This is a genomic window from Paenibacillus tundrae, assembly GCF_030812775.1.
In the GTDB taxonomy this organism is placed as follows: Bacteria; Bacillota; Bacilli; order Paenibacillales; family Paenibacillaceae; genus Paenibacillus; species Paenibacillus tundrae_A.
In genome coordinates this window covers 336,738-363,089 of the sequence record NZ_JAUSTI010000006.1, presented here as the reverse complement: position 1 = coordinate 363,089, position 26,352 = coordinate 336,738, and the positions used below count along the sequence as shown (strand labels likewise).

Annotated in this window: 18 protein-coding genes; 1 reads left to right on the top strand and 17 read right to left on the bottom strand. The window is 43.2% G+C overall.

All coding sequences use genetic code 11. The annotated features are described in order from the left end of the window. The 17 genes from J2T19_RS13610 to J2T19_RS13530 all read right to left on the bottom strand — a co-directional run. Window positions 1–6,323: DUF6531 domain-containing protein (locus tag J2T19_RS13610; RefSeq protein ID WP_307216538.1), on the bottom strand; the 6,323-nt coding region annotated here is incomplete at its 3' end. 45 nt (window positions 6,324–6,368) lie between these two features. Continuing rightward, window positions 6,369–6,845: a DUF4280 domain-containing protein gene (locus J2T19_RS13605; protein ID WP_145046564.1), complete on the bottom strand. Its 477-nt coding sequence runs from the start codon at window positions 6,843–6,845 to the stop codon at window positions 6,369–6,371. Continuing rightward, the gene (locus J2T19_RS13600) at window positions 6,842–7,378 is read right to left on the bottom strand and encodes a hypothetical protein (protein WP_307216499.1); all 537 of its coding nucleotides are present in this window, start codon (window positions 7,376–7,378) and stop codon (window positions 6,842–6,844) included. The genes J2T19_RS13605 and J2T19_RS13600 overlap by 4 nt, the downstream gene beginning before the upstream one ends. Window positions 7,379–7,422: 44 nt before the next feature. After that, on the bottom strand, window positions 7,423–8,556 hold the full coding sequence (locus tag J2T19_RS13595) for a pentapeptide repeat-containing protein (RefSeq protein ID WP_145046568.1): 1,134 nt from the start codon (window positions 8,554–8,556) through the stop codon (window positions 7,423–7,425). 51 nt (window positions 8,557–8,607) lie between these two features. Further along, on the bottom strand, window positions 8,608–10,137 hold the full coding sequence (locus J2T19_RS13590) for a contractile injection system protein, VgrG/Pvc8 family (protein ID WP_307216496.1): 1,530 nt from the start codon (window positions 10,135–10,137) through the stop codon (window positions 8,608–8,610). After that, window positions 10,134–10,760 (bottom strand): hypothetical protein, encoded by a 627-nt coding sequence (locus tag J2T19_RS13585; RefSeq protein ID WP_145046572.1) that lies wholly within the window; start codon window positions 10,758–10,760, stop codon window positions 10,134–10,136. Before J2T19_RS13585 ends, J2T19_RS13590 begins: the two co-directional genes overlap by 4 nt. Window positions 10,761–10,783: 23 nt before the next feature. After that, complete coding sequence (locus tag J2T19_RS13580) at window positions 10,784–11,560, bottom strand: DNA and RNA helicase (protein ID WP_307216493.1); 777 nt, start codon at window positions 11,558–11,560, stop codon at window positions 10,784–10,786. A 39-nt stretch (window positions 11,561–11,599) separates the two neighbouring features. Next, window positions 11,600–14,245, bottom strand: coding sequence for an acetate and sugar kinases/Hsc70/actin family protein (locus J2T19_RS13575; RefSeq protein ID WP_307216491.1), 2,646 nt, complete (start codon window positions 14,243–14,245; stop codon window positions 11,600–11,602). 49 nt (window positions 14,246–14,294) lie between these two features. Next, entirely contained in the window at window positions 14,295–14,984 is a 690-nt protein-coding gene (locus J2T19_RS13570) for an iron-dependent peroxidase (RefSeq protein WP_307216489.1), read from the bottom strand. Further along, window positions 14,981–16,294 (bottom strand): normocyte-binding protein, encoded by a 1,314-nt coding sequence (locus J2T19_RS13565; protein ID WP_307216487.1) that lies wholly within the window; start codon window positions 16,292–16,294, stop codon window positions 14,981–14,983. Before J2T19_RS13565 ends, J2T19_RS13570 begins: the two co-directional genes overlap by 4 nt. Continuing rightward, entirely contained in the window at window positions 16,294–18,111 is a 1,818-nt protein-coding gene (locus tag J2T19_RS13560) for a serine/threonine protein phosphatase (protein ID WP_307216485.1), read from the bottom strand. The genes J2T19_RS13565 and J2T19_RS13560 overlap by 1 nt, the downstream gene beginning before the upstream one ends. Window positions 18,112–18,139: 28 nt before the next feature. Beyond that, entirely contained in the window at window positions 18,140–19,021 is an 882-nt protein-coding gene (locus tag J2T19_RS13555; protein WP_307216483.1) for a PP2C family protein-serine/threonine phosphatase, read from the bottom strand. Beyond that, complete coding sequence (locus tag J2T19_RS13550) at window positions 19,006–19,539, bottom strand: FHA domain-containing protein (RefSeq protein ID WP_145046582.1); 534 nt, start codon at window positions 19,537–19,539, stop codon at window positions 19,006–19,008. Before J2T19_RS13550 ends, J2T19_RS13555 begins: the two co-directional genes overlap by 16 nt. Before the next feature lie 43 nt (window positions 19,540–19,582). After that, entirely contained in the window at window positions 19,583–20,128 is a 546-nt protein-coding gene (locus tag J2T19_RS13545) for an FHA domain-containing protein (RefSeq protein ID WP_235540531.1), read from the bottom strand. Window positions 20,129–20,177: 49 nt separating this feature from the next. Next, window positions 20,178–20,633 (bottom strand): J domain-containing protein, encoded by a 456-nt coding sequence (locus tag J2T19_RS13540; RefSeq protein ID WP_307216480.1) that lies wholly within the window; start codon window positions 20,631–20,633, stop codon window positions 20,178–20,180. 129 nt (window positions 20,634–20,762) lie between these two features. After that, on the bottom strand, window positions 20,763–21,188 hold the full coding sequence (locus J2T19_RS13535; RefSeq protein ID WP_056695746.1) for a hypothetical protein: 426 nt from the start codon (window positions 21,186–21,188) through the stop codon (window positions 20,763–20,765). A gap of 184 nt (window positions 21,189–21,372) precedes the next feature. Next, a complete protein-coding gene (locus tag J2T19_RS13530; protein ID WP_307216478.1) occupies window positions 21,373–23,541 on the bottom strand; it encodes a transcriptional regulator in 2,169 nt (722 codons plus the stop codon). A gap of 579 nt (window positions 23,542–24,120) precedes the next feature. Here J2T19_RS13530 and J2T19_RS13525 point away from each other — a divergent pair. Continuing rightward, entirely contained in the window at window positions 24,121–26,181 is a 2,061-nt protein-coding gene (locus J2T19_RS13525) for a vWA domain-containing protein (RefSeq protein WP_307216477.1), read from the top strand. Window positions 26,182–26,352 lie beyond the last annotated feature (171 nt).

Below are 26,352 nucleotides of genomic sequence, written 5' to 3'. Positions count from 1 at the left end.
ACTTTTCTATTGGCTTGCTTATCCGGTATACCTTGATCTTCGCCCTGCAACGCTTCTTCAATTAAACTAAGCAGACGGTTTCTAGTATCATAGGTGTAGCTTGTCCGCTGTCCATTCCAAATTCGAGAGACTCGATTGCCAGATGCGTCATAGGCCAGTTGTTCTGTTCCATATCCGGCATACCGGGCTTCCACCAGGCGATCCATCTCGTCATAGCGGTACGCTACGTGATCTTCCGATCCATAACAACCGATCGTATTCCCACTTCGGTCATACGTATATCGGTTGTCGAGCAATATCGTACCATCCGCTGCACGGGTGTGGAGCCGCGATACTTGGCCTTCTGGCGTATATTCATATGCTGTCTGTACACCATTTCCGTACAACATGGAGGCGATTCGGTTACCTGATACATAGGTATACTGTGCTAGATCTTTCTCACCCTGCCGAATAGCACTAACTCGTCCCGCTACATCATAAGCGTATTCAACACGCGTACCACCAGCATCCGTGCGAGTCAGTGTCTGGCCTTCTAAATCGTATTCATAGCGAAGTACCTGGCTTTGAGTCCCTGCTGCCTTTGTATTGCTCTTATATTTGGCTGTCAACAGACCGTCTTCATTATAGTCGTAGTCATAACGCACTTCGTTATTTGCGGACGAGATTAATAGGCCATCTTCACGGTAGGCATACGTTTCTTCCTCCCCGCTGGATAGCTCCCGTCTGCGGATGAGTTGATCATTGAAATTGTAGGCCATGTCCAGTACATGCTGGTTCCGATCTTGCTGACGAGCTAGGCGACCTTCGCGGTCATACTGATATGTGATCGGAAGGCCGTCTGGCCCAGTAATCGCGGACACTTCACCTAAGGAATTATATGCATACTGGGTTGCCTGCCCTTTCGCATCCGTAGAGCGAATTACATTCCCTGCCACATCATAATCGTAGTGCTCCATTGTTCCGTCGGGTCGGGTCAATGCTGTAATGTTGCCCCATCCGTCTAGTGTACGACGTGTCATCCTACCTTCGCCATCACGGATACCTACGATGTTTCCAGCAGCATCATACTCGTATTCCTGTCGCAACACCGCTGTATGATCCGTATCGGCGCCCCATACTTGATGCACCTGTCCAGCTAAAGTATAGGTATACCTCGTAACAATGCCATATGCTGTGGCAATCTCTTGCTCCCCATAGCGGTTAAAGGTATGGCGCTGAATAATCTCGCCTAAGGGGTTGCGGATTTCGGTTAGACGATTTAGCACGTCATATGTGTATTCTGTTCCTGCCCCGTCGTCACGAGCTGCATCGTATAGACTGGGGGTCACCTTTTTAGAGAGTTTCCCTTCGGCATTATAGAACAGACGGGTGACGCCACCGCGTTTGCCCACATAACGAATCGGACGATTCCGAACATCGTACGCATATTGTATCCCATGTCCCATTGTATCCGTTTCTTGCGTCACGTTGCCGCTGCGATCATACTTCAGGTACATGGAACTGGCCTTCGCTCCCGTATGCTCCCGGCGGCTAATCTGTACAATCCGATCTGTTCCATCGTAGCTGATCTCGGTCTCATATCCTTCGGGAGAACGGATAAACGTGATGTTTCCGTTACGGTCATACCCATATCTTGTCTCTGCCATAACCGTTCCCTGACGCTCTTCGCGCAGGTCTTCCCCGTCTATGAGGTCAAGCTGACGTACCAGCCTTCCTGCCTTGTCATATTCGTAACGGATATGACGCTCCTTACCCTCGCTCAACTTATATCGTTCAGAAGTCCGCTGATTCAGGCAATCGTACGTATATTGAATATCCGCTCCCTTGTCATCTGTAATATGAATTACGCGATGATTACGATCATAGGTGTACGAAATTCCATGATACGTGTCTGGATATCCCTCACGTGAGACGAATTCGGAAGTTCGTTGCTCTTTTACTAGATTTCCGACAAGATCATACTCATAACGAGACAAGCAGTACATCACATTCTCAGAGGATATCTCTTCTTGAACAGGTTCTCTCTTTTCAATTAGCCATCCTGCTGTATTATATACATACAACGTACCGAACCGTTCATTATCATGTTCTGCGCTATCTACTGCTTTGCCATTCATTTCTTTGACGATCCGCCCTGCGGAATCGTATGCATAACGTCTTTCAATATATCCTTCCGAATTGGTTACTTGAATCAGACGACCCATAGCATCATACTCATATTCCGTTCCCGGACCATCATCCGTCGCCGAGTCATACTGACCTGGACCGATGGATTTTACAAGGTTGCCGGCAGTATCATATTTGAAGCGCTGAATTCCTCCGTCTGGTAGCCTGGTCTCAATTCGATTGCCACGATGATCATACACATGCTCTGTTCCTTGACCATCATCTAATACCGGATCATATTGGTTCGGTTCTACTTCTTTAAGTACATGATCGTACATGTCGTAGTGGTACCTACGGGTTTGCTGAAGCGGATCAGTGATACGAATCAGATGATCTAACGCATCGTAACGATACTCGGTTCCTTTGCCGTTGTCGATCCGCTCCACGTAATCATTAGGTTTCACTTGCTTGATCATGTTACCCATCTTGTCGTAGAACATTAATGTAGTATTGCCTTCAGCATCAACTATCCGGGTTCTTTTGTTCAGGTCGTTATATTCGAACTCAACCGTTCCATATGCCGTTGTAATCCCAGTAATCCGAGCCGCATCATCGAATGTATAACGGTACTCCTGACCTTCGGCATCCTTAACATAAGATGGTGAATCGGAATGAATAGTTTCATATCCATACGTAGTCAAGTGACCAAGCGCATCCTGGCGGGTGAGAATTCTTCCCTGTTCATCATAGGTATAGGCCGTGACAGCTCGGCGCTTGGCGTCGATCACTTGCGTCTCTTCCAACACGCGCCCGAACATGTCATAGGCATACGTCTTTTCCACGATGTTATTGACCGATACGGAGATTCGGTTGAGTTGTTCATCATAGATCTGACTATGCTGTGTGCCATCCGCTGCAATCTCCGTCAACAGCTGACCATGGATATCATATTCCCAGCGTGTGGTCCGGCCACCTGTATCGGTATGAGCACATTTGAATTGATAGGCATCATACTCAAAGGATTCCTGTGTCCCGTCCTGATAGATGATATCAGTTACAAGATAATCAGTGTTATAGCGGTACTTCTCCACGACATTTGTTGCATGAAAAATAAAAGTCGTTTCACGATCAACATCGTTATACTTGATATCGGTCAGTTGATCGTAAGCATCACGTTGCCGAATGACTCTACCTACAGCATCATAAGTATTAGTTACATAGGTATTGCCGTTCTGATCCGTTATGCTTTCAAGATAACCCTCTTCGGTATACGTATACCGGATTATCCCTTTGTTCGGATAAGTTACTTGTATGAGAAGGTCACCATCATATTCATAATTCACGGTTCTACCGATATTATCAGTCAGCCTCATTAACAAGCCATCCTTGCACTCCATCAAGACAGACTTACCACCTGGTGCAATCAGACGACAAATGCCGTTGTTATTGTACTCCAATCGTGTCCGGTTTCCTGAACGATCAGCAATGCTCTGTAAACGCCCTGTCTCGTCATACTCGTACGTTTCCCGTTCTGGCCCAATCAGCAAATATCCCTGTGCAGCCTCACGCTCAATAAGACGATAATCTTGCTTACCTGCAATTTCATTTACCCAGGAGCCTTCACGAAGCGTAAATCTTTCGTAATGGCTATCCGGACAAATGACATATATCCGATCTTCCTCTCGATTAAGATAGGAATCATATGTAAAAATAAAACCTCTTCCTGTCAATCCCCTAACTGGATACAGTGAGTTATAGTTCCGTGTCATTTCGATAGGGGAGCCAATATCAAGCAGGATCATATCTTTAGCAAAATAATGAAATCCACCTCGAGTAACATCTACTGGATCACCCGTTTTTACCATAGTAGCAAGGCTTGCAACCGACACTTTCTTTAACGTATCCCATGTTAGGGACTGGTTGACATTTCCGTTTCGCCATAAGTCCTCTGCCATGGCTCCACTCATACCTCCAACTACAGAGGAAACATAATCCGTCAGCTTATTTTTACCAGTAAATGAGAAGATCCCACTCACCGCGTTGCTTGCCAGATTTGAAGTGAAACTCGTGTGTCCTGTATTCATCAAATCCTGTGTCATGCCGCTAATTGTTCCACCCGCTACTGCTCTACCGTAGATATTAGCAAAATTAATGAAACCCGTTCCGCATTTGATCCCAGACATAAATTTCCCCACCATGGCGCCACTCAAAAAACCATTTTGGAAGCTTTTTAGATAGTGACCGATTAATGTTTCTCCGGGTTGCAACGCAGGATCGAAAATTGCCGTGATTCCAACATTCACTCCACCACCAATAGAAGGCAGTATTAATGCAGAAGCTCCACCTCCGGTCAAAACGGCGACTCCCCCTATAGATACGATGACTGATCCATATTTGATCATATCGTAAAGTTCGGCGTTTTCTCCCAATAACTTATCTCTAATAAAATTTTCAGATTGAGACAAGTCGCCTATTCTGGCTTTAGCAATATCCTGGCTTCCCTCTGCCCTCTCAGCACCTGCTATAAACATGGTCGCTGTACCCGCAACAAGTGTGGTTCCTGCTGCTATTACTAATGGTGTTGCTGCCCCTCCTGTCAGCACGATTGCTGCAACACCCACGGCAGCTGCACCGATCAACATAGCAATTTTACCAAACCCAACCTTACTTTTCCCCGCCTCCATTTTGCTAACGAGTGCCTGCCGATATGCAAGAGCATTCCCGTTGATTTCTTCCATCAAACTTTTATCTTGGGCGAGAAGCTCTGAATCGTCAAAAGAATCTATTGGTGGTTTTCCTGGCGTGCCCTCATAATAGATGACTGCTGCTTGAACATCCGCAACATCAGCGATATAAATGTATTGATCTAAGTTGATTCCTTCCATTGGACTCCTTGAAATAGCCACCATCTCAGCAGCGCTCATTTCAATCTGCTTAGGGGCAGGAACCTCTCCTTTAGCATCAATCAGAAAGTCTTCCATTGCTATAATGGATATATCCGTATTCGCCAATATTTCAATAGAACCATCACCTGCCAATCTCAACTTGACGGTTTCCGCCGAATCTGCGGCAAATACGATGTCTTCCCCTGTTAACTTCATCTCTTGATCCGAGTCGTTTGTTAATGATTTGATTGCAGGATTGGACGACTTTTGGCTGTACTTGGTCTGTTCTACGCCCCGGCGAACTGAACTCGTTGCAATGGCGCTTTTTTCGGATGGTTTGGGAAAATGTAATTTCACCGGCGATCCGGGCTTTGGCATCATATATGCACTCTGATTATCCATACCTGTCGAGTAAGGGAACCAGCAGGCGTTATCCGCTTCTGCTTCCTTATCTATGTCCAGATGCAATTGAATCTTGTTGCGGGATATTTTTGTGATTTTACCTTCAAGTGATAGCCCTTTTATGTTATAAGGTAAGATTTTAGTCAATTTAGCTTCAGACTTGGATAGAAGAGTGTAGGTGTGGATTAATTCACCATGAATTACGCTCGTCTCAATCTCGTAGACCACAAAGGGACGACGTTGAATTTCCGTTTGATTGCCAAGCCGATAAACTTGCCTACTCTGAATATGATAGCGAACCTCCTGTGTTTCACGATGAGGATTATAACGAGTTTGCATCGTATACGCCTCGAATGCTAATTCGTTTTTCACAATTTCCTGCGGTATTCCAAATGAAATCGCAGGCCCACCATCAACTAAAGGAACGATTACCGTACCCAATCTGGAAGCAAGGCGAAGAATGAACTCCCAGTCTGTTTCCTCATACTGCAATAACATCTGCCCCGTTACCGTATCCGGTATCGTATTGATTAAGGAGGCACCTGCATAAGAATCAAGCACCTTCTGGATGATCTCAGCATATGTTTTTTGCTGATTTTGATACGAACGTTTCCTCCATTCAATATCCAACATGTATGTATATGATACTGCCAACAACTCCAAATAATATATCCCCTGAACATGCTCAACCACCGCCTGACGCACCATTCCGGTAAACAAGCATGTTTCTTTTTCTCGACCATCTTCAGATAATATGTAGGCTTTCACTTTGTCCTCTGTATTAAGTTCATGTGCACTTTCGCTTCCCTTTTCATGAATGACAGCTCTGATCTTCATGTAAGAGTGCTCATTCATTCGATGCATAATCTGTATATCTTCAATCCTGACCAGTTTACAAGGCACATCAATAATCACACCAGCATGAACCATTTCCACAATTAATTCTCCTCCTTCCTATATCCCCGACAAATGAGACTACTCTCTCTGACCGTTATGAAGAATTGTGATATCTCCACGTCCACAGATACAATAGTTTTTGCAAGTATCAAGCAGTGCATCTCCAGCACCCACCTTGACGTCATCTTTGCCATCCAACCAAGGTGCAATTACTTGAGGTGTACACATAGCTACACACTCAGGTGGCGGTAATTCTTCCAGCGGAATGTCCTCTTCTTTTGTAAACAACGATTCAAACCAACCAATATCTTGTTTTGGAGGTGGTGCAATTTCTTCAATTTTTTTCATCTCAGCCTGTACTGCGGGGTTACTGAGACTTGTGCACAGACCAAATGGTCGGACATTTGTCATTGATAGAAAATTATTAACATTTAATTGCGGTTGTTCGTGAATGTAATCACCGTGACTAGCAGGGATAACCAATCTAGCGGGTCGTGTTCCGAATGTGCATTGAGCATAGGCTCCATGTACAACATAGCTCTTATCCGCGCTCATATGTCTTCGTCCTCCTTTGTCTGTAGTGGTTCCAGATCTATTCCCCATAAATCACGTCGTAGTATGCTTTCAGCAATGTCTAAACTAATGACCAACCGCTGATCATCAATACCTGCAATGCGAAATACGCCATGTCCTCTAGCTAGCTTCCGGTCAATAACAATGCGTTTCGGTCTCCCCCACGGATCATACTCCGTTAGGTCAGAGAGACACTCTAATCGATCGACCAGCAACAACCAGTACGTTTTTTGCACTTCCTCCACTGGATGAGCAAGCACAGCACATTTAAAGAGAGCGTCGTCATCATACATTTCAATAACTTTCTTTAATGAGTCGGATATAAAAACGACTGGTCGATCAATCAAATCAGGTATGACTTTATCTTTGCCATCAACATAAACAACCGTAAAATCTTTAATTTCCTGCTCACGCTCTCTTGGAACCTCTAACGTTCTAGTCGCTGATTTCAATCCATCGAATAGAACCATATGTTCATCAAGCTGACGATCTTGAGTCATGATAAAATATTCCATATTAGCCCCCTAATCGCATCAGGATTTTTGAAAAGTTTTTTTCATTAGGAGTAAATCTTTAATCCTTTTCTCTGTTCTGGACTCAGTTGTATTAATTTGAGATCCTGTTCACAGAAATGAGCCCCATCCAGGCGAGATTCGCTAAAGCTTGTTCCGTGGAATATAGCTCCCCTGAAATCAGCTCCTCTCAGATCAGCGTTCACAAATACAGCATTCGTTAGATTTGCTCCTACAAATCGGGTAGGCATGAACGGTGGAATATGAAATTCTTCTATGGTTGGCATTACATAACTTGCCTGAACCTCCTCAAACTGTGCTTCAGTTAGGTCAGCTCCCCCAAAATCTGCACCATGAATGAGGCTGTGTCCAAAATTAGCTTTGGTTAGTTGTGCATTCCTAAAGTCGGTACCAATCAGTGGGCAACCTACAAGTAAACTGCTCGTCAGATTTGTGTTAGTAAAATACGCATAACAGAGATTCACTAATTTAAAATAAATCTCTTGCAAATCAATATTTCTGAAATTACCATGTATATATTCATCATGCTCATTCGGGATAAGCCGTTGTTTTATATCTTCCGTATCTACCAAGCGGGATTCATACTTGTAGATCAACTCATTGTAATCCTTGTGTTCGCCTGATCGAATATACAGTTCTTCTTCTTTATCCAACTGAAGAAATATGTCTTGTTCTACCGCAACTTTTATAACATGCCTAAATAAATTGGTAATGTAGTTCATGTAGAGTGAAGCTTCCTGCCTCATAATTAGAGTCAAGTCCGCCTCCAGTATTTTTCCAATGTACTTTTTGCTCTCTTGCAAAATAGAAGCATGAAACTTCATTAAATGTTGAAATGCCCAGCTTGCATCATATTCCATATAACACTCCACCAAGTCAGCATAGAGATCCTGTTCATACCAGTAGATCCTGCATCGAAAATCCTTCCGAATAATTCGATTTCTAAAAAACGTGATATGAATATGTCCTATCTTCCCTTTTCGTCCAATGGCTTGCATATGTAGCGCTTTGGAACAACCTTCTGTAAACACATGTAGAGCCTTCTTGTGCAGTTCCTCTAGATCCTTTTCCAAACTCTGATGCAAATCACCAATGAAAATGGGTCTGTTATGCGGAATCCATTCCTCATGAAGTTTATTCAAAGCTTCCGTCCGTCTCATGACATGAAACACCTCCTCTTGAACAATGTAAGATGATGATCTGCTTCACATCTAGCTATTGGTAAACACTTCTGTGCCAGCCATCGTTACATTACCTGAGTCATCCAGCGAAACTTTTCCGCCTTTGTCGCTACTAATTACAATTTGATCCTTGGCTGTTAAGAGAAGTGTTTTTTCGGCACGAATACGAACATTTTCTTGCGAATGAAGAGAGACCTCTTTTTGCCCCATAATAGTAATAGCACCATTAGCCTCTAGTTTTATAATTGATTTTCCGTTGTTAGCTGATATTTGAACATCTTCTGGTGTGAGCTTGACTTCCATACCTGCCGGATTTCGAAAATAGCGTACGCTAGGATCAGCCATTCGGTCACCCGAGGAAGCAGCATTACCTGAACCACCACTGTTTCCAGCTGCAACCATCATCCCACCTTGATTCCCTGTGTTCGATGCACTTGGCTGAGACAATGCACTTTCCTCAGAATAGGTATTAACTGAGCTTATGGCATAGGCCTCAGCCTCACGGGTACTCGGAAAGTGGACACGGACACTATCCCCCTTCTCAGGCATACAGTACCATCCACTACCATCTTCTGATGCATATGAAGTGGCATATGGAAAAGAATAAGCTGTGCTTTCTTGACCTTGCCCGTCAATCTCCAAATGGACTTTAACAGTATCTCGCTGAATGGCAAGGACGCGCCCTCCGATTGAAGCGCCACGTATACTCTCATTATAGAGAGGTGCTTTATTCATACCTTTGCGGCTCGTTATCGTATAGTGGTGCACAAGAAGCCCCTTCTCCATGGAGGATCTACTTTGTTGAATACAGTAAGGGCGCCCTTTGAATCGGATTACATCACCTAGGTTTAAAACGCGATGAGTTGTCACTTCATAATGTACAAAGTCAGATTCATGGATGGTAGAACTACTGTTTCGAGATTGTGAAAGGTAAGAGGACATATCTTTTTTGACGACATAGTTATAGTTTTCCAGTTGCTCATCTGAATCATCGTCAGGTACACCAAAGTAAATTTTCACACTGTCCAGATGCGCTGCTGGTAATAATACTGTATTCATACGGGCCGCCATTCGCTTCAAAAAAGTCCAGTCCGTTTCATAATATTGTAGAACAAACTTTCCAATACTATCATCCCGTCCTACAGCGTATATGACGTCATATCCTTTATAGCTTTTACCAACTTCCCTAGCTAGCGCGTTATAATTAAGTGAGGGGTTTTGAAATGAACGAGTATTACGCTTGAGGTCTAGCATATATGAATACGTATGGGCTTCAGCCTGTAAATAGTAGACATCCTGTACCTTACGCATTTCTAACATTGTAATCAAACCACAGAACAACTTTTTCGTATTCCCATTTTCCATGACTTGTTGCACATTTACTGGAGTAAGTGATTGCACGGACTGCATATACTCATCATGTTGCTCTTTAGTAATTGTTCCCGATAACGTTACCTTTCCATGCTCGTTTACCTTCTGTTCAATTGAGAATTGCTCCAGCCTCATTTGGTCAAATGGTGTTATTTTAATATTTTCGTAGGTTAAAGCTTCTGAACTCATGAAACTGTCACCTCCATCGAAGATAGCATGCCTGTTACTACCGGTTTCCAATGGCTCCAACGATTTAAATTACCATTTACATTAAAAATAAGCTGGTGGTCGTCTTTCTCTATAAATGCTTGATAGTTAAATATATGCCCATTAGCCACTGAACTACTAAATACACAATACTTGGTTTGAAAATCACACGGAGTTATATCTCCGTCCTCCATCCAATTCATAGCTAATTCTATAGATTGAAACTGTTGCTTCATAATCTCTTTGAATTCTCCCATCGACATAGCACGAATTGGTTTAACCCACTGTAAGATCAAATTCATTTCTAACTTCTCGTTACTGTAGACAAGGTGTTCAGAATCTTCTAAAGTTTGTACGAAATCTTGGGGTAACATCATACTAATACCTGTTTGCATAATGCTAGTTTTCTCAAATATTACTTCTACCCCTTCCACTAAGAGGACTCCACTTCGGACACCCTCCAAAATTTCTTGCGGACATGGAGCTTGCTCCATTACAGGTTTCTCTTTCAGGTTTTGATTGTGCGACTTACTTTCTTTTTTCTCCCGTAATTCCTGTCTTCGCTGTTTTTCGATCTTGGCTATTTCCTCATCCAGATAAGGCAACTTCGCCGCCTCCCTTCCAATAATTAATCCACAATCATTCTTCCTTTGCGGCTATTCATCCATGAACCAGCTATCTTCGTATTTCGGTTTGATTCATCCAATATCATCGCCAATTGTTTATGCAATTGAACATTTGAATACTCCACGCAATTTATTCCCGTTTTGAGACGTATATACTGATCAATAACCTGACGAGATACCCTTTCCGAATTCAAACAGGTGAATGAAAAAACATGATCCGGCACATCTCCAGAATGAAATTGCAACATCTCAGAAGCAAAAAAACGCAAAATTTCTGGTCTCAAGGTTGGCGCCAAAATTGCGGAGTAAGGGGCACGCAAATCGCACCATGTATTATATTCGGTAGCAATATCCGCAAAATTCTGATAATCAGACCGAAGAAGTGCACCTGGCTTTAACTTAAATCTCCCTAATTCTATCTCTTCAAGACCTAATGATTCTTCTCCTTCTAATACAATTTCCGCATGATGTGCTGTAAAATCAGACCTTCGAGTCGGCTCAAGAAATATCATTTTCAGTACGGCGACTCTATCATTAGCAACATATGGAATCGAAATATCATCTTCTAGCAAATAAAGGCGACCAGCATGCTTAAGTATGCCTTTACTTACAATGAGAACCTGATCTTCTACCGTTACGTTTAAGCCAGTTAATATTCCATCTGAATATTCTTCAAATCTAACGTCGAGAAAAGATCGAGGAAAATCTCTAAGATTCTCTAACATTTCGGTACGCAGTATTCGCCCCTTCTCGAATCGGGGAACAATGTGTACTAACACATCCCATTCCTCCTCCCTATCTTTGCTTTGAACAAAGGATCACTTAGAACCATCGAAGAAATCGAGTTCGGAAGTTTCCAGTTCGAAAGGAAAAAACTTCTTGGGACCTAAATGAAGTTGTTCATTTTTTCTCGCTACTGGCACAACGACAAATCCCCAACGCTGTTCACCAGCAAATACAAAAAACTTACTTTCACCGTTACGAATTGAGTCAGTGTCATCTTGTAATATGAAACGTCCAAACTTAACTGCGATCTCTTCATAAGACTTCATCTCATATGCTTCTGGTTGATTGTGGTATAGATAGCGTCCTCGTTGTTTACCATCCATCGAAGTAAGATTAAATTCGATCTCTGAAACATGAGAAGGACGTGATATAAAGCCTGAGGTTTTCTTTCCGTTCAACCCTTCGATAAGATTCTTTTCCAAACCAGCATGCGTTAAGGAACTTATCGTATATGGGACTACTGGATCTTCATGAATAATATGAGGATCTATCATACCCATCTTCTTGGAATTGAGATAGCGTATAGCGCCCTTAAGGCACGACATTTTTAATTCAGGGGTTTTTTGTCTCTCTTCTGCCTTTTGCTTAAATTCAATGCTTTTCCCCGGAATAAATTCCTTGAGCGCCTCGCGAAACAGATCAATTCGACAAGACTGTCCCGTAAGTTTGATGATTGAATAGTTTTGTAAGGTACCCTTGTGATAGAATTCATCTAGGAATTTTCGAACAATATTATAGATGTCCGCTTTAAGTAGGTGATGAATCTCTCTAATGTTAAATACAACACCTGGAAGGTGATATTCATCCCTAAAGCGGCCGTTTTCAACGATGGATATCAGCCATTGATCCATTACCTCGATATTTAGATCCGTTTCCACAACTGCACTACGTTCCGTTTCAAATTTACTGCGTAATATGCCTGTTCGATGAAAAAATTCCTTTTTCATATTTTCGGCCGCACCCCAAAGAAGATGAAAATTGTTCAAAACTCTCTGGTACTCTTCACGTGTTGCACTTTCATAGTTTTTGAATGCAGTCGGCAAAATCTGCCCGGCTTCTAAATAACGTCTCTCTAATTTTTCGTAAACTACATCAATTCCAAATTCATCAACATGTCGATATAAATCTCCCCCCGGAATACCGATTAGATTATCAATATCCGTATCAGAATAACGTCCTTCGGTCGCATAATAATCTGCAAATACAACTTTCATAAATTGCATAATCCGGTATGTGAGATTATTGCCACCAAAGTTCATGTCCCCATTTTCGTAGTTCGTATGAATATCGAGTTTGTAGGCTATTCTCCCATCCTCAATTCGGAAACGACATGAAGATAAATCCGTTGTTCCTCCACCACAATCCATCACAAGCGCTTGATATTCCTCACCGTCTGCAAAGGTGCCTCGATCCATCTGGTCAGCTAGCGTATTATACAAAACAGCTAAGCCTTCATCCAAAGACTGATCTTCAATGATTGTATACTCGGGAAGGACATGTTTGAACATCTCAATAAATTGTGTCTGTAATTTGGCTGGAGCGGTAAAATGCAGAATCTTAAATCGGCACTTAAATTGCTGTTCCGCTGTTCCGATCACGTATCGTAAAAAACCTCCAATGATTTCAGTACGATCAACAATGGCTGTATTTCCTTGAGAATCAATTATCTCTTCTTTAACCTTATAATTGTTGATCCATCGCTTAATCCCTCTAAAGACACTCGCTCGTGTACCTCCAAATTCATGGTCTCCAAGAGCTTCTTCACCGTAAGAATATACAATATGTTGCGAGTTCGAACAGTCCAAAACACGAACTGCGGTCGGTAACACTTCTGCCCATTCTTGTCCCTTTCTTTGTGGAAACGAAACATAATTAATGGAATTAATCTGAACTGATGAATGAATACTTCTCTCCGGCTTCGAAACATATTCATCATCCAAATATGCTCCAGCTGTTGTATTGGATGTGCCAAAATCAATGGCTAGAACCGCCTCTGTCGTTTCGGTATCCCTGATGACTAATTCGGAGACGGGCACGCATGCCGCCTGAAAGTTCAATGGAAGCATGGGTCGATCATCGTAATACACGTGATAGAAATAATCCGAATCCTGTTTTCTCAAAAACAACAAACGATAATCTCTGTTGGATTTTTCCAATAAATCGCTGTCTTCATCACGCGAAAGATAATAATATCCCTGACGTTTCTCATCTTTTAAAATATTCATAATACCGCATAACTCGCCGTTTCCGTTAACCAAAAAAACATTAGAAGTATTGAGCCATATTTCATCAGATTGGATTAAATAACGATCATTCTGTCCGGTTCTCACGCCTTTATATAATGTTATTCTGGCGGGAACACGAATCATTGCCTCCCTCAATCGTTGATTCTTCCAATGTTGTTGCAAAATGGAGCCAATTCTTTCGAAGCCGTCATCATGATGACGCCTAATTAGAAGATGTTCCTCGGCACTCCTAAATCTTAAAATTAGGCTGATGAGTGAATTCCGCTCCAGACGGTTGGCCAAACCTTCTACAAGACGCTGCTTATGGCATATCTCCTTCAACTGGAAAGTTGTCATTTGCTCAAGCTCCACTCTTGTATATCTGGTCGCGAATGGACTACCTTTATGATCTGTGTCTGGTTGATGCAGCCTATACTTATAAGGTCCGTTCATCATTCACGTTTCCTTTCATCAAACGAGGTACTACTTATTTTCAAGGAACCTAGTAAAGAGCTATTCCCTCAATTTTCATCGTGTTTTCCTCTTCTAAAATGCCAAAATGATAGTTCCAATAGATCTCTATTGTAAAATGCAGAGGTAAAAACAAAGCCATGATCAATTCGACTTTCGAATTTGCATCTGCTGTTTTTTCCTGTCCCATGTAGATCAGCAACTCATTTTTCTCTTCACAATTCGCATATATTATTGACTTCTTAAAAACCTTACTCATTGTCTGCTTAAGGAAATGGATCAATTCTCCTGTCTCGTAAACCATTAATAATCCCTCTGAGATTTTATCCTGTTCCTCCCTAGTAAGGTCATTGAAGATAGATGCTATTTTGCTCCCATACACGCCCTCGGATAGATCTCTCTTGAAAAAACGAATATAATACTCTCGTTTGTTCATCCCTTGGTGCAAATCAATCAATCCTAGGAAGTGAACAAGGATATCAAATAGATTCTCTCTCAACTCGTAAACCTCTTTATCATCTGGAAGAAACAAGTTTTTAAATATAGAGTAAAAACGATAATAAGGATTTACTTCAATCGTCTGCTCGATTTCACGTACGTTCAGATCCTCTAAACTAAGCTCCATATATGGTGAATAGTTCTCAGCGGGTATAAAATTTATGTTGCTTGAATCTATACCTTTCAACTGTGCATTTAACATGACATCCCAAATATAGTTCACAGGTACTCACCTTCACATCTGTAGTCGGGGAAACACCTCTGAATTTCTGCAACAATAAAACTTAATACATCCACCTCTAAAAACTCTGGAAATCTTCCCCTGTCCTTCGCCTCCAACTTAAAGCCTAATTTCATAATAGGTTTACCGTGATCCGTTCGAATACCATCACTAACAAATGGATTTAACGGATATGTTAATGAAGACGTATTACCGAATTCTGTACCTTTTTTCATTGAATCATGAATTTGAATTTCGACCAATTCAATTCCCTCTGCTGATTCAAGAGAATTCACAATTCGCAGAATCTCCGCCTTAGATCGTATGATTTGCCCCTTATTTTCAGCTAAGCGAACGGCGAACTGTTCTTTACGCCGATTTGTGAATACTGGATAAGGAAAATGAGTCAAGTTTGTCATAGAAGGCTTAATAATTTTCACAAGTCCCCATTCACCAGATTCATTACAAGAAGTAACAATAACTAAACGATCTTCTGATCGCAGAATGTATCTAACATCAGCTTCGCTGGCATCCACCAAATATCCATGTTCAATGCCTTCGTGACGTAATGAAAGTGTATGTTCAAAATTAATTCGGTCTATGGCTGGCATAGGGAAACCCGTATTTCTTTGATTTATTCGTTCCAGATTCCACAACGGAATAACCCCAGATCGCTTATAAACCTCGTACTCTTCTAGTAACACAACAATTTCTTTTACCTCTTCATGTTTTGCAGGTTCACCGTCTCCCCCAATGAGCACACAATTCACAAACTTATAAAGATAAGGAAGATTGATTGTTCTCCAGTTCATTCCATTCAACATGAACGATTGATAGAGTTTTTCTATTTCATGTAAATAAGATAGGTTCTGTTGTAATTTAAAATATAGAGGGTACGTACCAGCATTCGTAATCATAGTGCCCTTAAATACTCTCTCACTTAGGATCAACTCCCAGATCAGCCTAGTATCCATTTCCAAAAACATTGAAAATAAAGGAAGCTCTCCTCCGTTACGTACTAGTTCCGCAACACCGCTGATGTTAAGAGTCTGATTATCCAAATCGGAAACTAGCATCGGTCGTAGGAATTCATGAATAGGATCATAATCTTCTCTGTCAATTAGAGTAATGTGGATGTCATACTTACCCTCCTGATTCTCCACCTCATCGAACACACGCTGCTCAATCTGCTTATTCAGCGTCTCCTGGTATTCAACCAAATTCAGAAAAACGCCAGTCATAAGGTTCTTTAGCATGCTACGTTGTTCAAGATCCTCCATCTTATTGAGGCGGTCACGGATAATGTCTTTCATTATGAATCTCCTCCTTCCGTTGTTGGCTGCTCTTCAGACTCTATTTCAGTTGTATTATTGCTAACCGCATTCGTAGCTCCAGTTCCTACGGATGAATTCGTGTCACCATTGGTAGTATTGGATGTGTTGGATGTATTGGAAGAACTGCTTCCCACCGAATTATTCGTGTTCATCCCGCCTGTGCTGCTCGACAGATCTGTGTTCATCCCTGACATATCCGCTGATCCGAATCCCGCGGTATCCGTATTTAGGTCAGCCGCGGGTACGGGTGGATTGAGCTTTTCGTCCAATTTGTTAATTTTGCGTTCCATCGCAAGCACACGTTCCAGCATGTCAATCTCCTGATATATTTCCTGTGCTTTCTCATAGGCTGTTAGCGCACCCGCATAATCGCCCGCTTCATTGAATCGGTCACCCTTCTGCTCCAACGTATCTGCTTGAAGCTGGCGCGACTGGCGTTTGATATCTGCACGTTTCGTCTCTGCCGTCTCCAGTTTGGTGGCGATCTCCTTCAGGGCATCCTTATAAGCTGTCTCCGTTGCGGCTGTTCGAGCCCGTTTATACAAAATAATAGCCCCACTGTAGTCCCCGTTCTGGAGTTTCAGATCCCCTTCGGTAATCCAATCCTGCACTTGTTGGAAGGTCGTCATTTGCTCCAGTCGTTCTGAAATAACTTCTCTATTGAACATGCTGTATGACTCCGTCAATTCGAGTGCCTTCGTATAGCTAGCCGTTGCCTTCGTAATATCGCCTTCCTTCAGATGAGCGTCTCCATCGACGAGCGTCTGAGCAGCAGCCATTTTTTCAGTAAATAGCTTCTTATGTATCGGGTCTTTGACCTTAATAGAATTGTTGCGTGCTAGACTGTAATCCGAGACCGCCTTGGCGTACTCCTGTTCCTTCACATACTGGTCAGCATTCTGCTCGTATTGCAACATATCTACAACTAACTCAGCCTTCTTGGCTGCGCTTTTTACCGCATAGAATATGCCCGCCCCACCAAAAATGAGAAGCATGATTAACATAATCGCAATCCGCTTAATCCACTTTTTCCGATTCTTAGGCTCTTCGTGAAAGATTTTGTTCACATAGATAGCAGCCGCACTGTAATTCTCGATTCGCGAACGCTGCTTGCTCAGCATCACTTCTTCGAGGGTATCTGCTAGCGTCTGTGGATCATTGGCTCCCTCCACGGCATCGATCATCTCGGCATCCTGTACACCTTCCCACAGACCAGGCGTACAGAGTACAAGCACATCTCCGTCGGCAAGCTTGATTTTGTCGGATACATAAGGCTTAATCATACCGGGTTTGCCCGCATATTCATTCAGATTCCCGCGTTCATCATGCTGATCTACACGATCCTCTGCAATCTGTCCTTCCGCAGCAAGCTTGGCGGCCACACTATGATCCTTGCTTTTCAGGGCAATACGGTTGCCTCGAAAATGATACAAGCGGCTATGTCCAGCCGATGCCCAGACCATACGTGTATAATCTGTGACCACAATGACGAATCCCGCTTTGAGTCTGACCCGGCGGCTCTCATACTGTAACCATTCATGGGCGATCTTGATATATTCGGTGAGTCTGCGTTTTGACATCGTTGGCTTTTCTAGAAAGGATTCAAGAATGGTCTGCACCGTAATCTGTGCGCTGTTCACCTCTGTGTCCGTGTCCAGTCCATCTGCCATGACATAACAAGCCCAATCCTCCAGTTCCACACAACCGTAGAAATCTCGATTTTTCAGGAAAGACCCCGCTTCCGAGACAAACGCTGTATTAAATTCACTGTTCTCCTTCCTCATCCGTCTCCCCATTTCCCGTCCCTGTGCGCTGCCTTATCCCTTACCATCCTTGCTCCAAAATGATAATCGTGGCATTATCCTGATGCACGAGCTGTTTTTCTTCAATTAGATCAATAATGGCCTGTGCAGCATCAAATGGCGGAATACTTTGCGCCAATATGGTTTCCAGTTCCATCTCCGTGAGCGAGTTATATACACCATCACTGCATAACACAATCTTGTCCGCCGGATGCAACGCAAACGGCTCGTCCGCGATTTCCATTTGCTTGAAATGGTCGTATCCCAAATAGTTGACCAGCCTTTTGCGCTGCGGGTTATCCAGTGCCTCCTGCTCCGATATCTGTCCAGACATGTATTGTTCTTCTAGCTGACTTTCCAGCGTATGTTTGTGATTGATTGGAATAAGTTCACCTTTGCGAAATACAGATAAAATACTATCTCCAACGGCTCCCCAATAGAGATCTCTTCCCCGAATCATGACTGAGACTAAGGTTGTGCCTCCTGGAACACCAAGCAGATTACGGAGAATAGCTTGATTCGCTAAGTGCGCAGACTCACTCCAGAACTCGTCCGGGTCTGGGAATCGATCCAGTGTCTCAAACTCACGGACGAAGGTTTCAACGGCTGTCGTACTCGCAACCTTTCCACCCGATAATCCACTAATTCCATCAGCAAGTACCGCAAGTACGCCATAAGGCTCTACAGCACAGGCAAAATAATCATCTTGCTCACTTCGAGCTCCAATGGTCTGTCCATTCCCAATCTGAACTCCAACCGGTCTATCGTCACGCTGCCTTACCGGAATCCGGCTTCGGACGAATAATAGTAATCCAATGGACAGACAGCCTGCTAAGATCACCCAATAAGGGGTTAGCTCCTTGTCGTTCCAGAGAATCATGAACGTATTCACTGCTGCTCCCATTCAAAGTGCACACCGCACAATGGAATGAAGATGAATTTACTTCGACCTAATTGAATGACATCGTATGCAGCCAGTTCCACCGGAGAATAGACCGCTTCATTGTTATGATACGCAAGGCCAGAGGCATCACCGGGCAGCAAGTAGAAATTTCTCTTTTTGGGATCATATACGATCACCGCATGATTACGCCGAGAAATAGTGTTATCTCCGAGGATGCGAACATGCATCTCTTCTGAACGTCCAATAAAGTTCTTCTCTGCCATAATCCGATAATCCTGACCCATCTGTGCACCTTCAATGCACACGAGCCAGCCTGTTACTGGTTCAATCCCCGTCGTTTCTCCCAAATACGGCATGGTTTTGTCTTCCTCAGATGTACGAGGCGCCCGCGGGATTGCACCCGCCCCATCACTACTACTTGAAGCTGGTGATTCCACTGCTAGATTGCAATATGGACACGTATTTCCGTGCCGTCTCGTGCTGAACATATGTCCGTTTCCGCATCTTGTCAGACTCATTTCGTTTCATTCCCCCGTAAGCTTGTATGATGGTACGCCAACGTCATTTCACCAGAATTCGGGTATTGGCAATATAAATTAAATCCCCCGCCTCAATTAGACTGGGTTCCTCGATTTCCAATTTGGATGCTCGGCTCTGATTGCCCTTACGCACACCTACACCACTGGCTGAATCGATATCCTCGATAAACCATTGGCCTGATGCTTTGTTAAGCACGGCATGTTGTTGGCTGATTAGAGATGCATAAGGTGTATCTGACAGATCGATATCTGCCTCACTATGTTTCGAACTTTTACCGATAAGCACACTTGTCTCACCCTGGATGTACCATTCCTTCACACTTGTTCCGTCATCATCGAGCAGTACAAGTTTTACAACGCGTGAGGATAGTTTCTTCTTTTCCGCCTTGGTAGCAGGCATGTATTTAAAAAACAGATAAGCCGCTCCCGAGAGAATCACGATGCTTCCAGTAATCCACTGGGCACCCATATCCCTGTTCACAAAAAATATGTAATAGAGCACGGTTAACGAAATGATGGCGACACATGCATCAAGCCCTATCGTCAATACCGACCTTCCTTGTCTCACTTTTCATAACCTCCGCCTGAGCCAAAATCACTTATAAATTGTTAACTTCCTACTTTTTTCGAACTCCGAAATAACGGTCAAACATGGTGGACATATCCATTCCCTTATGAGAATCGGCTTTATTCCCACTGTTCGGACTTTCTTTCCCCTTTGGTCGGATCCCAAAAAACTGTTCAAATTGCTCATGCATTCGCGAAGGATCTGACCAGCCAGTTACCGGATTTCCTCCGGAAGCTGCATGGTTTTCCCTTGTTGCATGATTGGAGCCTGTTCCCTTGGAGCTACTACTTCCTCCAGATCGAGGTTGTTGGTCATACGCAGCCTTAAGCTCTGGATTGCCAAGTGTGCTATAAGCCTCATGAACCTGCTTAAAGCGTGCTTCTGCCTGAGCATCACCACCATTCACGTCAGGATGATACTTTTTGGCTAATTGGCGATAAGACTTCTTAATCTGTTCAGGCGAAGCGTCTCGACTCACCCCAAGAACAGCATAAAAATCACTCATGTGAATGCTCCTCCCTCCTTACTGTTATCAGTACAAAATAAAGATTAAGGGGCACAGGGCCCCTTAACTTATGATGCTTGTCCCATGTAAGTGCCAGTAGCACTCGTCTGGGACATCAGATGTTTCCTATTAAACCGGGAATCCACCTTCAATTTTCGTGAACTCCGTTTTGTCTTTTTTCTGTTTGATGAACAGGCTGAATTCACCCACACCTTCGGTATCTCCGAAACGCTCTGTGTAATCCACTACAAACGCGTTAGGCATGTAAATTTTGCGTACCACTTGGTCAGCTGCAACAACTTCCAACGTTACTTTGCGATAGCAATCTGCTTTTTCAGCAGGAACGAGGGACCACAGCGCCAGCTTCATCGTGTCATCTGCGTTGTCACCATCCGTTGCTGTAATGATTTTGCCGCTAATGCGCAGTGTTGCGCCCACATCTGTGGAGCGTGCATTGGAATCATCTGGTGTATCTGTGTCGTATACGACTGTACGGATATTATCCATTCCCAATTCGATTGTTTCTGCGCCTTCTACTTTCAATACAAAACCCATTAATAAAAACCTCCTTAAGATTAGGAAAAATGTGTCCGCTATCCTGCTTCAAAAACTGAGGAAAGACAACGAAATATATGTATAAAGGCGAGCCGGTAAAGGCAGCCTCTAACACCAAATTAATGTTTTGAATACGTTGTTTTAAGAACTATATACACTGTTAAAACTTATATATTTAAACTAGCTAGACTTTCATTGCACTCGTGCCTTTGGTAATCATGACCTCAAGGTTCTTCACGTTACCGTTAAAGACCAGGTCAATATGGCACATATTGCTCTTCTCATCGATGATAAAGCTCATGTCATCACCCTCTTGAATGATCGAATTGATCGATCCACGAGTTCCCAGCCACCGGCTCTTTTGACTGCTCGGATTATTGCTGAAGAATTTGACGATATTTTCATGCTTGAAATCACCGGTTTGGAAACGGAGCAAGCGTTCAATGTACGTGCTAACAAGTGTCTTATACAAGGAGTCAAATCCATCTTCGGACATCGCCATACTTCTAGCTTTATACACGGTGATCCGTTTGATATCACTGTCCTGAATCTGAGCATTTTCCGATGAGAAAATAAATCCAAAGTTCTTCCGGTTAATGGAATCCTTAATGGTATTCGTGAAACCCGAAATTTCCTTGGTCATCGTCGTAACAACACGCAGACTGTTATCGCCAGCTTCGATATCAAAACGCACCCCTGGATAATCGCGGTTGACCGTTTTGAATGCTCCACGCAGATACTCTGGACATTGATAAGCTGCCACAATACCAGCAGATACATAAGATGCTCCTACATAAACGCCTTCGATCCAAAGTCTCAGGATATCTTCTTTTTCCTTCGAAAGCTCAACACCATGCTCGGTTTGAAGCATACGGCTATCGATGACTACACCTGACTTTTCCTTCGGAATAATGGTGAAATTCGGCGCACTTGGAATCGCAAACTCACTGTATTCCTTCCGCGTTAACACAGAACATTTGTCAATGTACTTATCAATGCCAGCGGTAGCCATACTGCTGAACGTCGTCTCTTCCCCAGATTCAAAACTGAAGAAGACCTGGACTTTGTAGTCCTTCACGACTTGCAGAAGCATTGTCAGGGATTCCATGCTATTCCCGTCCTGCTTAACCACCTTGTCATTACCGCGGAAACGAGTACGACTGACCTTAACTTGGCTTGTATTCTCCAGTTCAACCGAAGGAACAATCCCGAACCAGATCGTATCCGAAAAGTCATTCTTCGCGTTAACCGTGTTCAGGTACGTCTCTAGGCGTGGAATATTGCTACTCTTCACAAGCATATCCAGCTTCGTGTTGGAGATCAGCATGGAAGGAACCATACCTTTGTTCTTCGTTGCATATTGATCAAAGAACATTTTGACACCCAAAATCTTCTCCACCAACGGCTTCACTGTTTTGACAAAGTCATCCTTGGCGTTTTTGTAAAACTCCAGGTATGTATTGTAGTTCTGTACCTCCACGGACGTATCCACATCGGTCTGTACTGCAGGAAGTGGAGAGAATGTACGAACAACCAGATCCTGAACATAAGGTGAAGGTGTCTCGGACAATGAATTATAATCCTCGGCAAATACCTGAGTCAGATCTGTACTACTCGCTTCATCCAATAACATCAACTCGTTGTTATCCGCTTTAGGCGCTTCAATAATTTTCAATTCTCCGCTCTCACCGATGGTCAGTTGACCCACTTGAATCGCTTCGGAAGAGGTCTCTTCCTGTGCACGACCCAATAACAAACGGGTTTTGATATCTTCAATTGCAAGCGGCAGCATCGCCATGACATTGTTGTAATTCCGGCTAGCTTCCTCGAACATCACATTCAATTTGTCGCCGATATCCAGCTTCTTCGGATCTCCATCATCCAGCTTCTCGTGCTGGCCATACATGTAGTGAATTTCCTTCCGCACTTGGCGGATGTCATCCATCACTTTCTTCGGGGAGATCATGTCGAGCAGATTCTCAAACTTGAAATCTACGTTGGTAATGCCTTGGCTACGCTTCGTATCGATCAAGGTAAACAACATTCTTAGAAAATCGTTACTCTGATCAATTTTGATCTCCGAGATGGCTTCATCCGGAATACCTTCCGGTTTTTTAAGCGTATACATGACTTTCTGGTTCACCGCATTGAAAAATGAATATACGCTCGGTGAGAACTTATCCAGAAACTCATCAAAGCTGCGAACAAGCAAGTGCTCGTTGATCTCTTTGATTTTGTCATCGCTCAGGCTATCAATGCCCTTCACGTCACCAACGATTGTGATGAGATCCAACTTCTCGGGATTGATCTCTTCAAAAAGCATCGTTCGGTTCGTTTGATTAATAATGTCCATTCAGGCAGCATCCCCACGAGCAGGCTTTCATTCGGGCGGATGCTTTCCCCCCTCCATCAATTTTTGACACTCCGCACGTCTTTTCGGCCTTTGGTCTTGATCTTTAAGAATCAAACTAGGCAGAAGGAAGACGATCGATAGAACGAGCTGTCAACATGTAACTGGAACTTATGTACCAGTTTATGCCGTTTGCTTTGGAGATTTATGGAATTCATCTTAATCATCAGCGACATGTTTTGTCAATATTCCCTACTATAGGTCTAAAAGCTCATTTTATAGCCTTCGATATACCTATAGAACTAATTTTTGGAATTCGCTTCATTTCCCTGTAAGTCGAACCGATGATATAGAATATCCTATAATTTGGATCTTGTTCAAGGATTTAAGACTGATGGAGTATTCCCCCTATTCGAGCATGTAAACACATAACCTATGCGAGGTTGCACTTCTTTTGAGAATGCAAAACTACGCATAACCACGTTAAAACGTGTGGAATTAGAAAAAAAATAGATTTTGTAGATTTACTTCAAGAAACATAAGCTAGTTGTGTGCAAATAGAAAGGAGACTTGAAGCCTCACATGATATTAATAAAATTCAAAAAAGCATGGCTTACCCTACTGGTGGTGAGCATCTTACTTCCCAACTGGGACATAGGAAACGTGCACGCAGATTCATCCGTCAAGACCCAGGCTTATGAAGGCCTAGATGCTATGTTTGTTCTAGATGTTAGCTACTCGATGAATGAGACTGACAAAGATCGCATTGCCGAAGAAGTTATACATATGTTTATGGATATGAGTAGTGGACCTAAGACCCGACTTGGCTTTGTAGCCTATAACGACAAGATCACGTCATCTGTACCTTTAATGGATATCTCATCTTCCGGAGCTCGAAATAATCTTCGCAGCCGTGTGGATGGATTGAAGCGTTCAGGTTATACAGATCTTGGACTCGGTTTACGCCGAGGTGCCAGCTTGCTTGAACAATCTAAGACAGATCAACGTAAACCATTTATGATTTTGTTATCTGATGGGGAGACAGACTTAAGGGGTTCAACCAATCGAACACCTGCCGATTCTTCCAAAGATGTCGACAAGGTAATTCAAATGGCACAACAAGCCGGTTATCCGATCTATACGGTTGGGCTTAACCGAGATGGAACTGTAAATCCTGCTGAACTTGAACGAATTGCCAAAGAAACAGGTGGTTCTTCCTTTATCACCGGGAGTGCAGACGACTTACCCGAGATTTTCAATCGAATTTTTGCCGATCAGATTCAATCTGTCCTCGTTTCTGTAGCTGCTGTTACAGCAACTGGAGCAATGCAAGAAGTCACAGTAGACATTCCGAATTCAAGTATGGCGGATGCGAATATCATCATGCTCTCGGATCATGCGATCTCTGAAGCACAACTCTACTATCAATCCAGCAATGTGAGCTTTATCCGTTCAGACAAATATGCTTTGATGAAGATTATTCGTCCGGTTAAAGGACAGTTCAAATTGAAATTCAAAGGACGCAGCGGAGATCTTGTGAAGATTAACCTGCTCGGCAATTACAACGTTTCTGCAGCTGCAAATATGGCAACGGAGCTGCCAGTCAAGGGACAGAGCATTACGTTCAACGCCGCGTTATACGATCAAGCTACCGAGCCAAAGCCAATTCAGGATCTGGATGTATACAAAGGTCTTGCGGCTGAGCTAATCGTTAGCACATCGGAAGGAACGAGTGAACGCGTAACTCTAACGAATACAGGCAGTGGGTTTACGGGGAATTATACGTTTCCGAAGTCTGATCTATATACGTGGGGACTCCGCATCGACGGTCCAGACTTTTATCGAGAGATCACTCCGGTTGAAGTAGATATTACGAACCAAGCCCCTGTAAGTACGGGCACTTCCATGGATTTGTCCAAAGATGATGGGGATGCTTATCTGGATCTAAATACATATTTTGAAGATGCCAATAATGACCCTTTAACTTATACGCTCGGTGCAGCTCAGGATTCCAGTACACTTGGTCATGCGAGCATTAATGGAAATATGCTGCATTTGTCTTCTCTTCACACCGGTAGTTCGTTCGTTCAGATTACAGCAACGGATTCCGAAGGCGCGAGTGTGACCACTGACATCCCATTGCGTATTCATTCTTTACGTGAAAAGATTTTCTTATTTACTGGTTTGGGGATCCTTGCCGCAGGTGGAATCTTCGCTTTGTATTGGTTTGTGCTGAAGCCTAAGCCCGTGTTTCGCGGAAGGTTGGAGGGTTATTTTCTTGCAACCGCGAGTGGTGAAGATATTCCGGTTACCCATTGGCCCCTAACTTCGCTCAGTAGTCGAAAAGTTAGCTTAAGTGAGCTTTTTGCTCGAATGGATATTGGGGTGAGGGTACCTGAAGCAGGTCGAATCTGGCTGGAAGCAGGCAAAAAAGAAACATTGCTGATCCGGCATGATACGAATTGCACCGTCGTCCGAGGTCGAACACCTGTGAAACGGCGCCACACGGAGGCTCTGGAGTATAATGAGAAGTTATATGTTACCTTTGAGGATGGAATTACCGAGATTGAAATTCGCTACAAGCCTATTAAACCGAGTACTAATATTTCAGTTGGACAACGGAGAGAAACGTACCAGCCATAGTCAAATATGATATGCTCTGTTGGGAACGAATTGTAACTCACTTCCCAACTAGAGATATTCGTAGGTAGCGAAAGGGACTTGAACATTCGATAAATTGAGGATTGTTGCATACAGATACTTATTCTGTTTGAAGCAGCTAACCATCCAATAAATTAAATTTGACTATCATAT

Excerpts from the sequence above, each read along its gene's own strand:
- J2T19_RS13575 (WP_307216491.1), bottom strand. The coding sequence starts at position 14,245 with ATGAACGGACCTTATAAGTATAGGCTGCATCAACCAGACACAGATCAT.
- J2T19_RS13565 (WP_307216487.1), bottom strand. The coding sequence starts at position 16,294 with ATGAAAGACATTATCCGTGACCGCCTCAATAAGATGGAGGATCTTGAA.
- J2T19_RS13550 (WP_145046582.1), bottom strand. The coding sequence starts at position 19,539 with ATGAGTCTGACAAGATGCGGAAACGGACATATGTTCAGCACGAGACGG.
- J2T19_RS13560 (WP_307216485.1), bottom strand. The coding sequence starts at position 18,111 with ATGGGGAGACGGATGAGGAAGGAGAACAGTGAATTTAATACAGCGTTT.
- J2T19_RS13590 (WP_307216496.1), bottom strand. The coding sequence starts at position 10,137 with ATGAGTTCAGAAGCTTTAACCTACGAAAATATTAAAATAACACCATTT.
- J2T19_RS13540 (WP_307216480.1), bottom strand. The coding sequence starts at position 20,633 with ATGAGTGATTTTTATGCTGTTCTTGGGGTGAGTCGAGACGCTTCGCCT.
- J2T19_RS13535 (WP_056695746.1), bottom strand. The coding sequence starts at position 21,188 with ATGGGTTTTGTATTGAAAGTAGAAGGCGCAGAAACAATCGAATTGGGA.
- J2T19_RS13525 (WP_307216477.1), top strand. The coding sequence starts at position 24,121 with ATGATATTAATAAAATTCAAAAAAGCATGGCTTACCCTACTGGTGGTG.
- J2T19_RS13530 (WP_307216478.1), bottom strand. The coding sequence starts at position 23,541 with ATGGACATTATTAATCAAACGAACCGAACGATGCTTTTTGAAGAGATC.
- J2T19_RS13600 (WP_307216499.1), bottom strand. The coding sequence starts at position 7,378 with ATGGAATATTTTATCATGACTCAAGATCGTCAGCTTGATGAACATATG.
- J2T19_RS13555 (WP_307216483.1), bottom strand. The coding sequence starts at position 19,021 with ATGGGAGCAGCAGTGAATACGTTCATGATTCTCTGGAACGACAAGGAG.
- J2T19_RS13595 (WP_145046568.1), bottom strand. The coding sequence starts at position 8,556 with ATGAGACGGACGGAAGCTTTGAATAAACTTCATGAGGAATGGATTCCG.
- J2T19_RS13605 (WP_145046564.1), bottom strand. The coding sequence starts at position 6,845 with ATGAGCGCGGATAAGAGCTATGTTGTACATGGAGCCTATGCTCAATGC.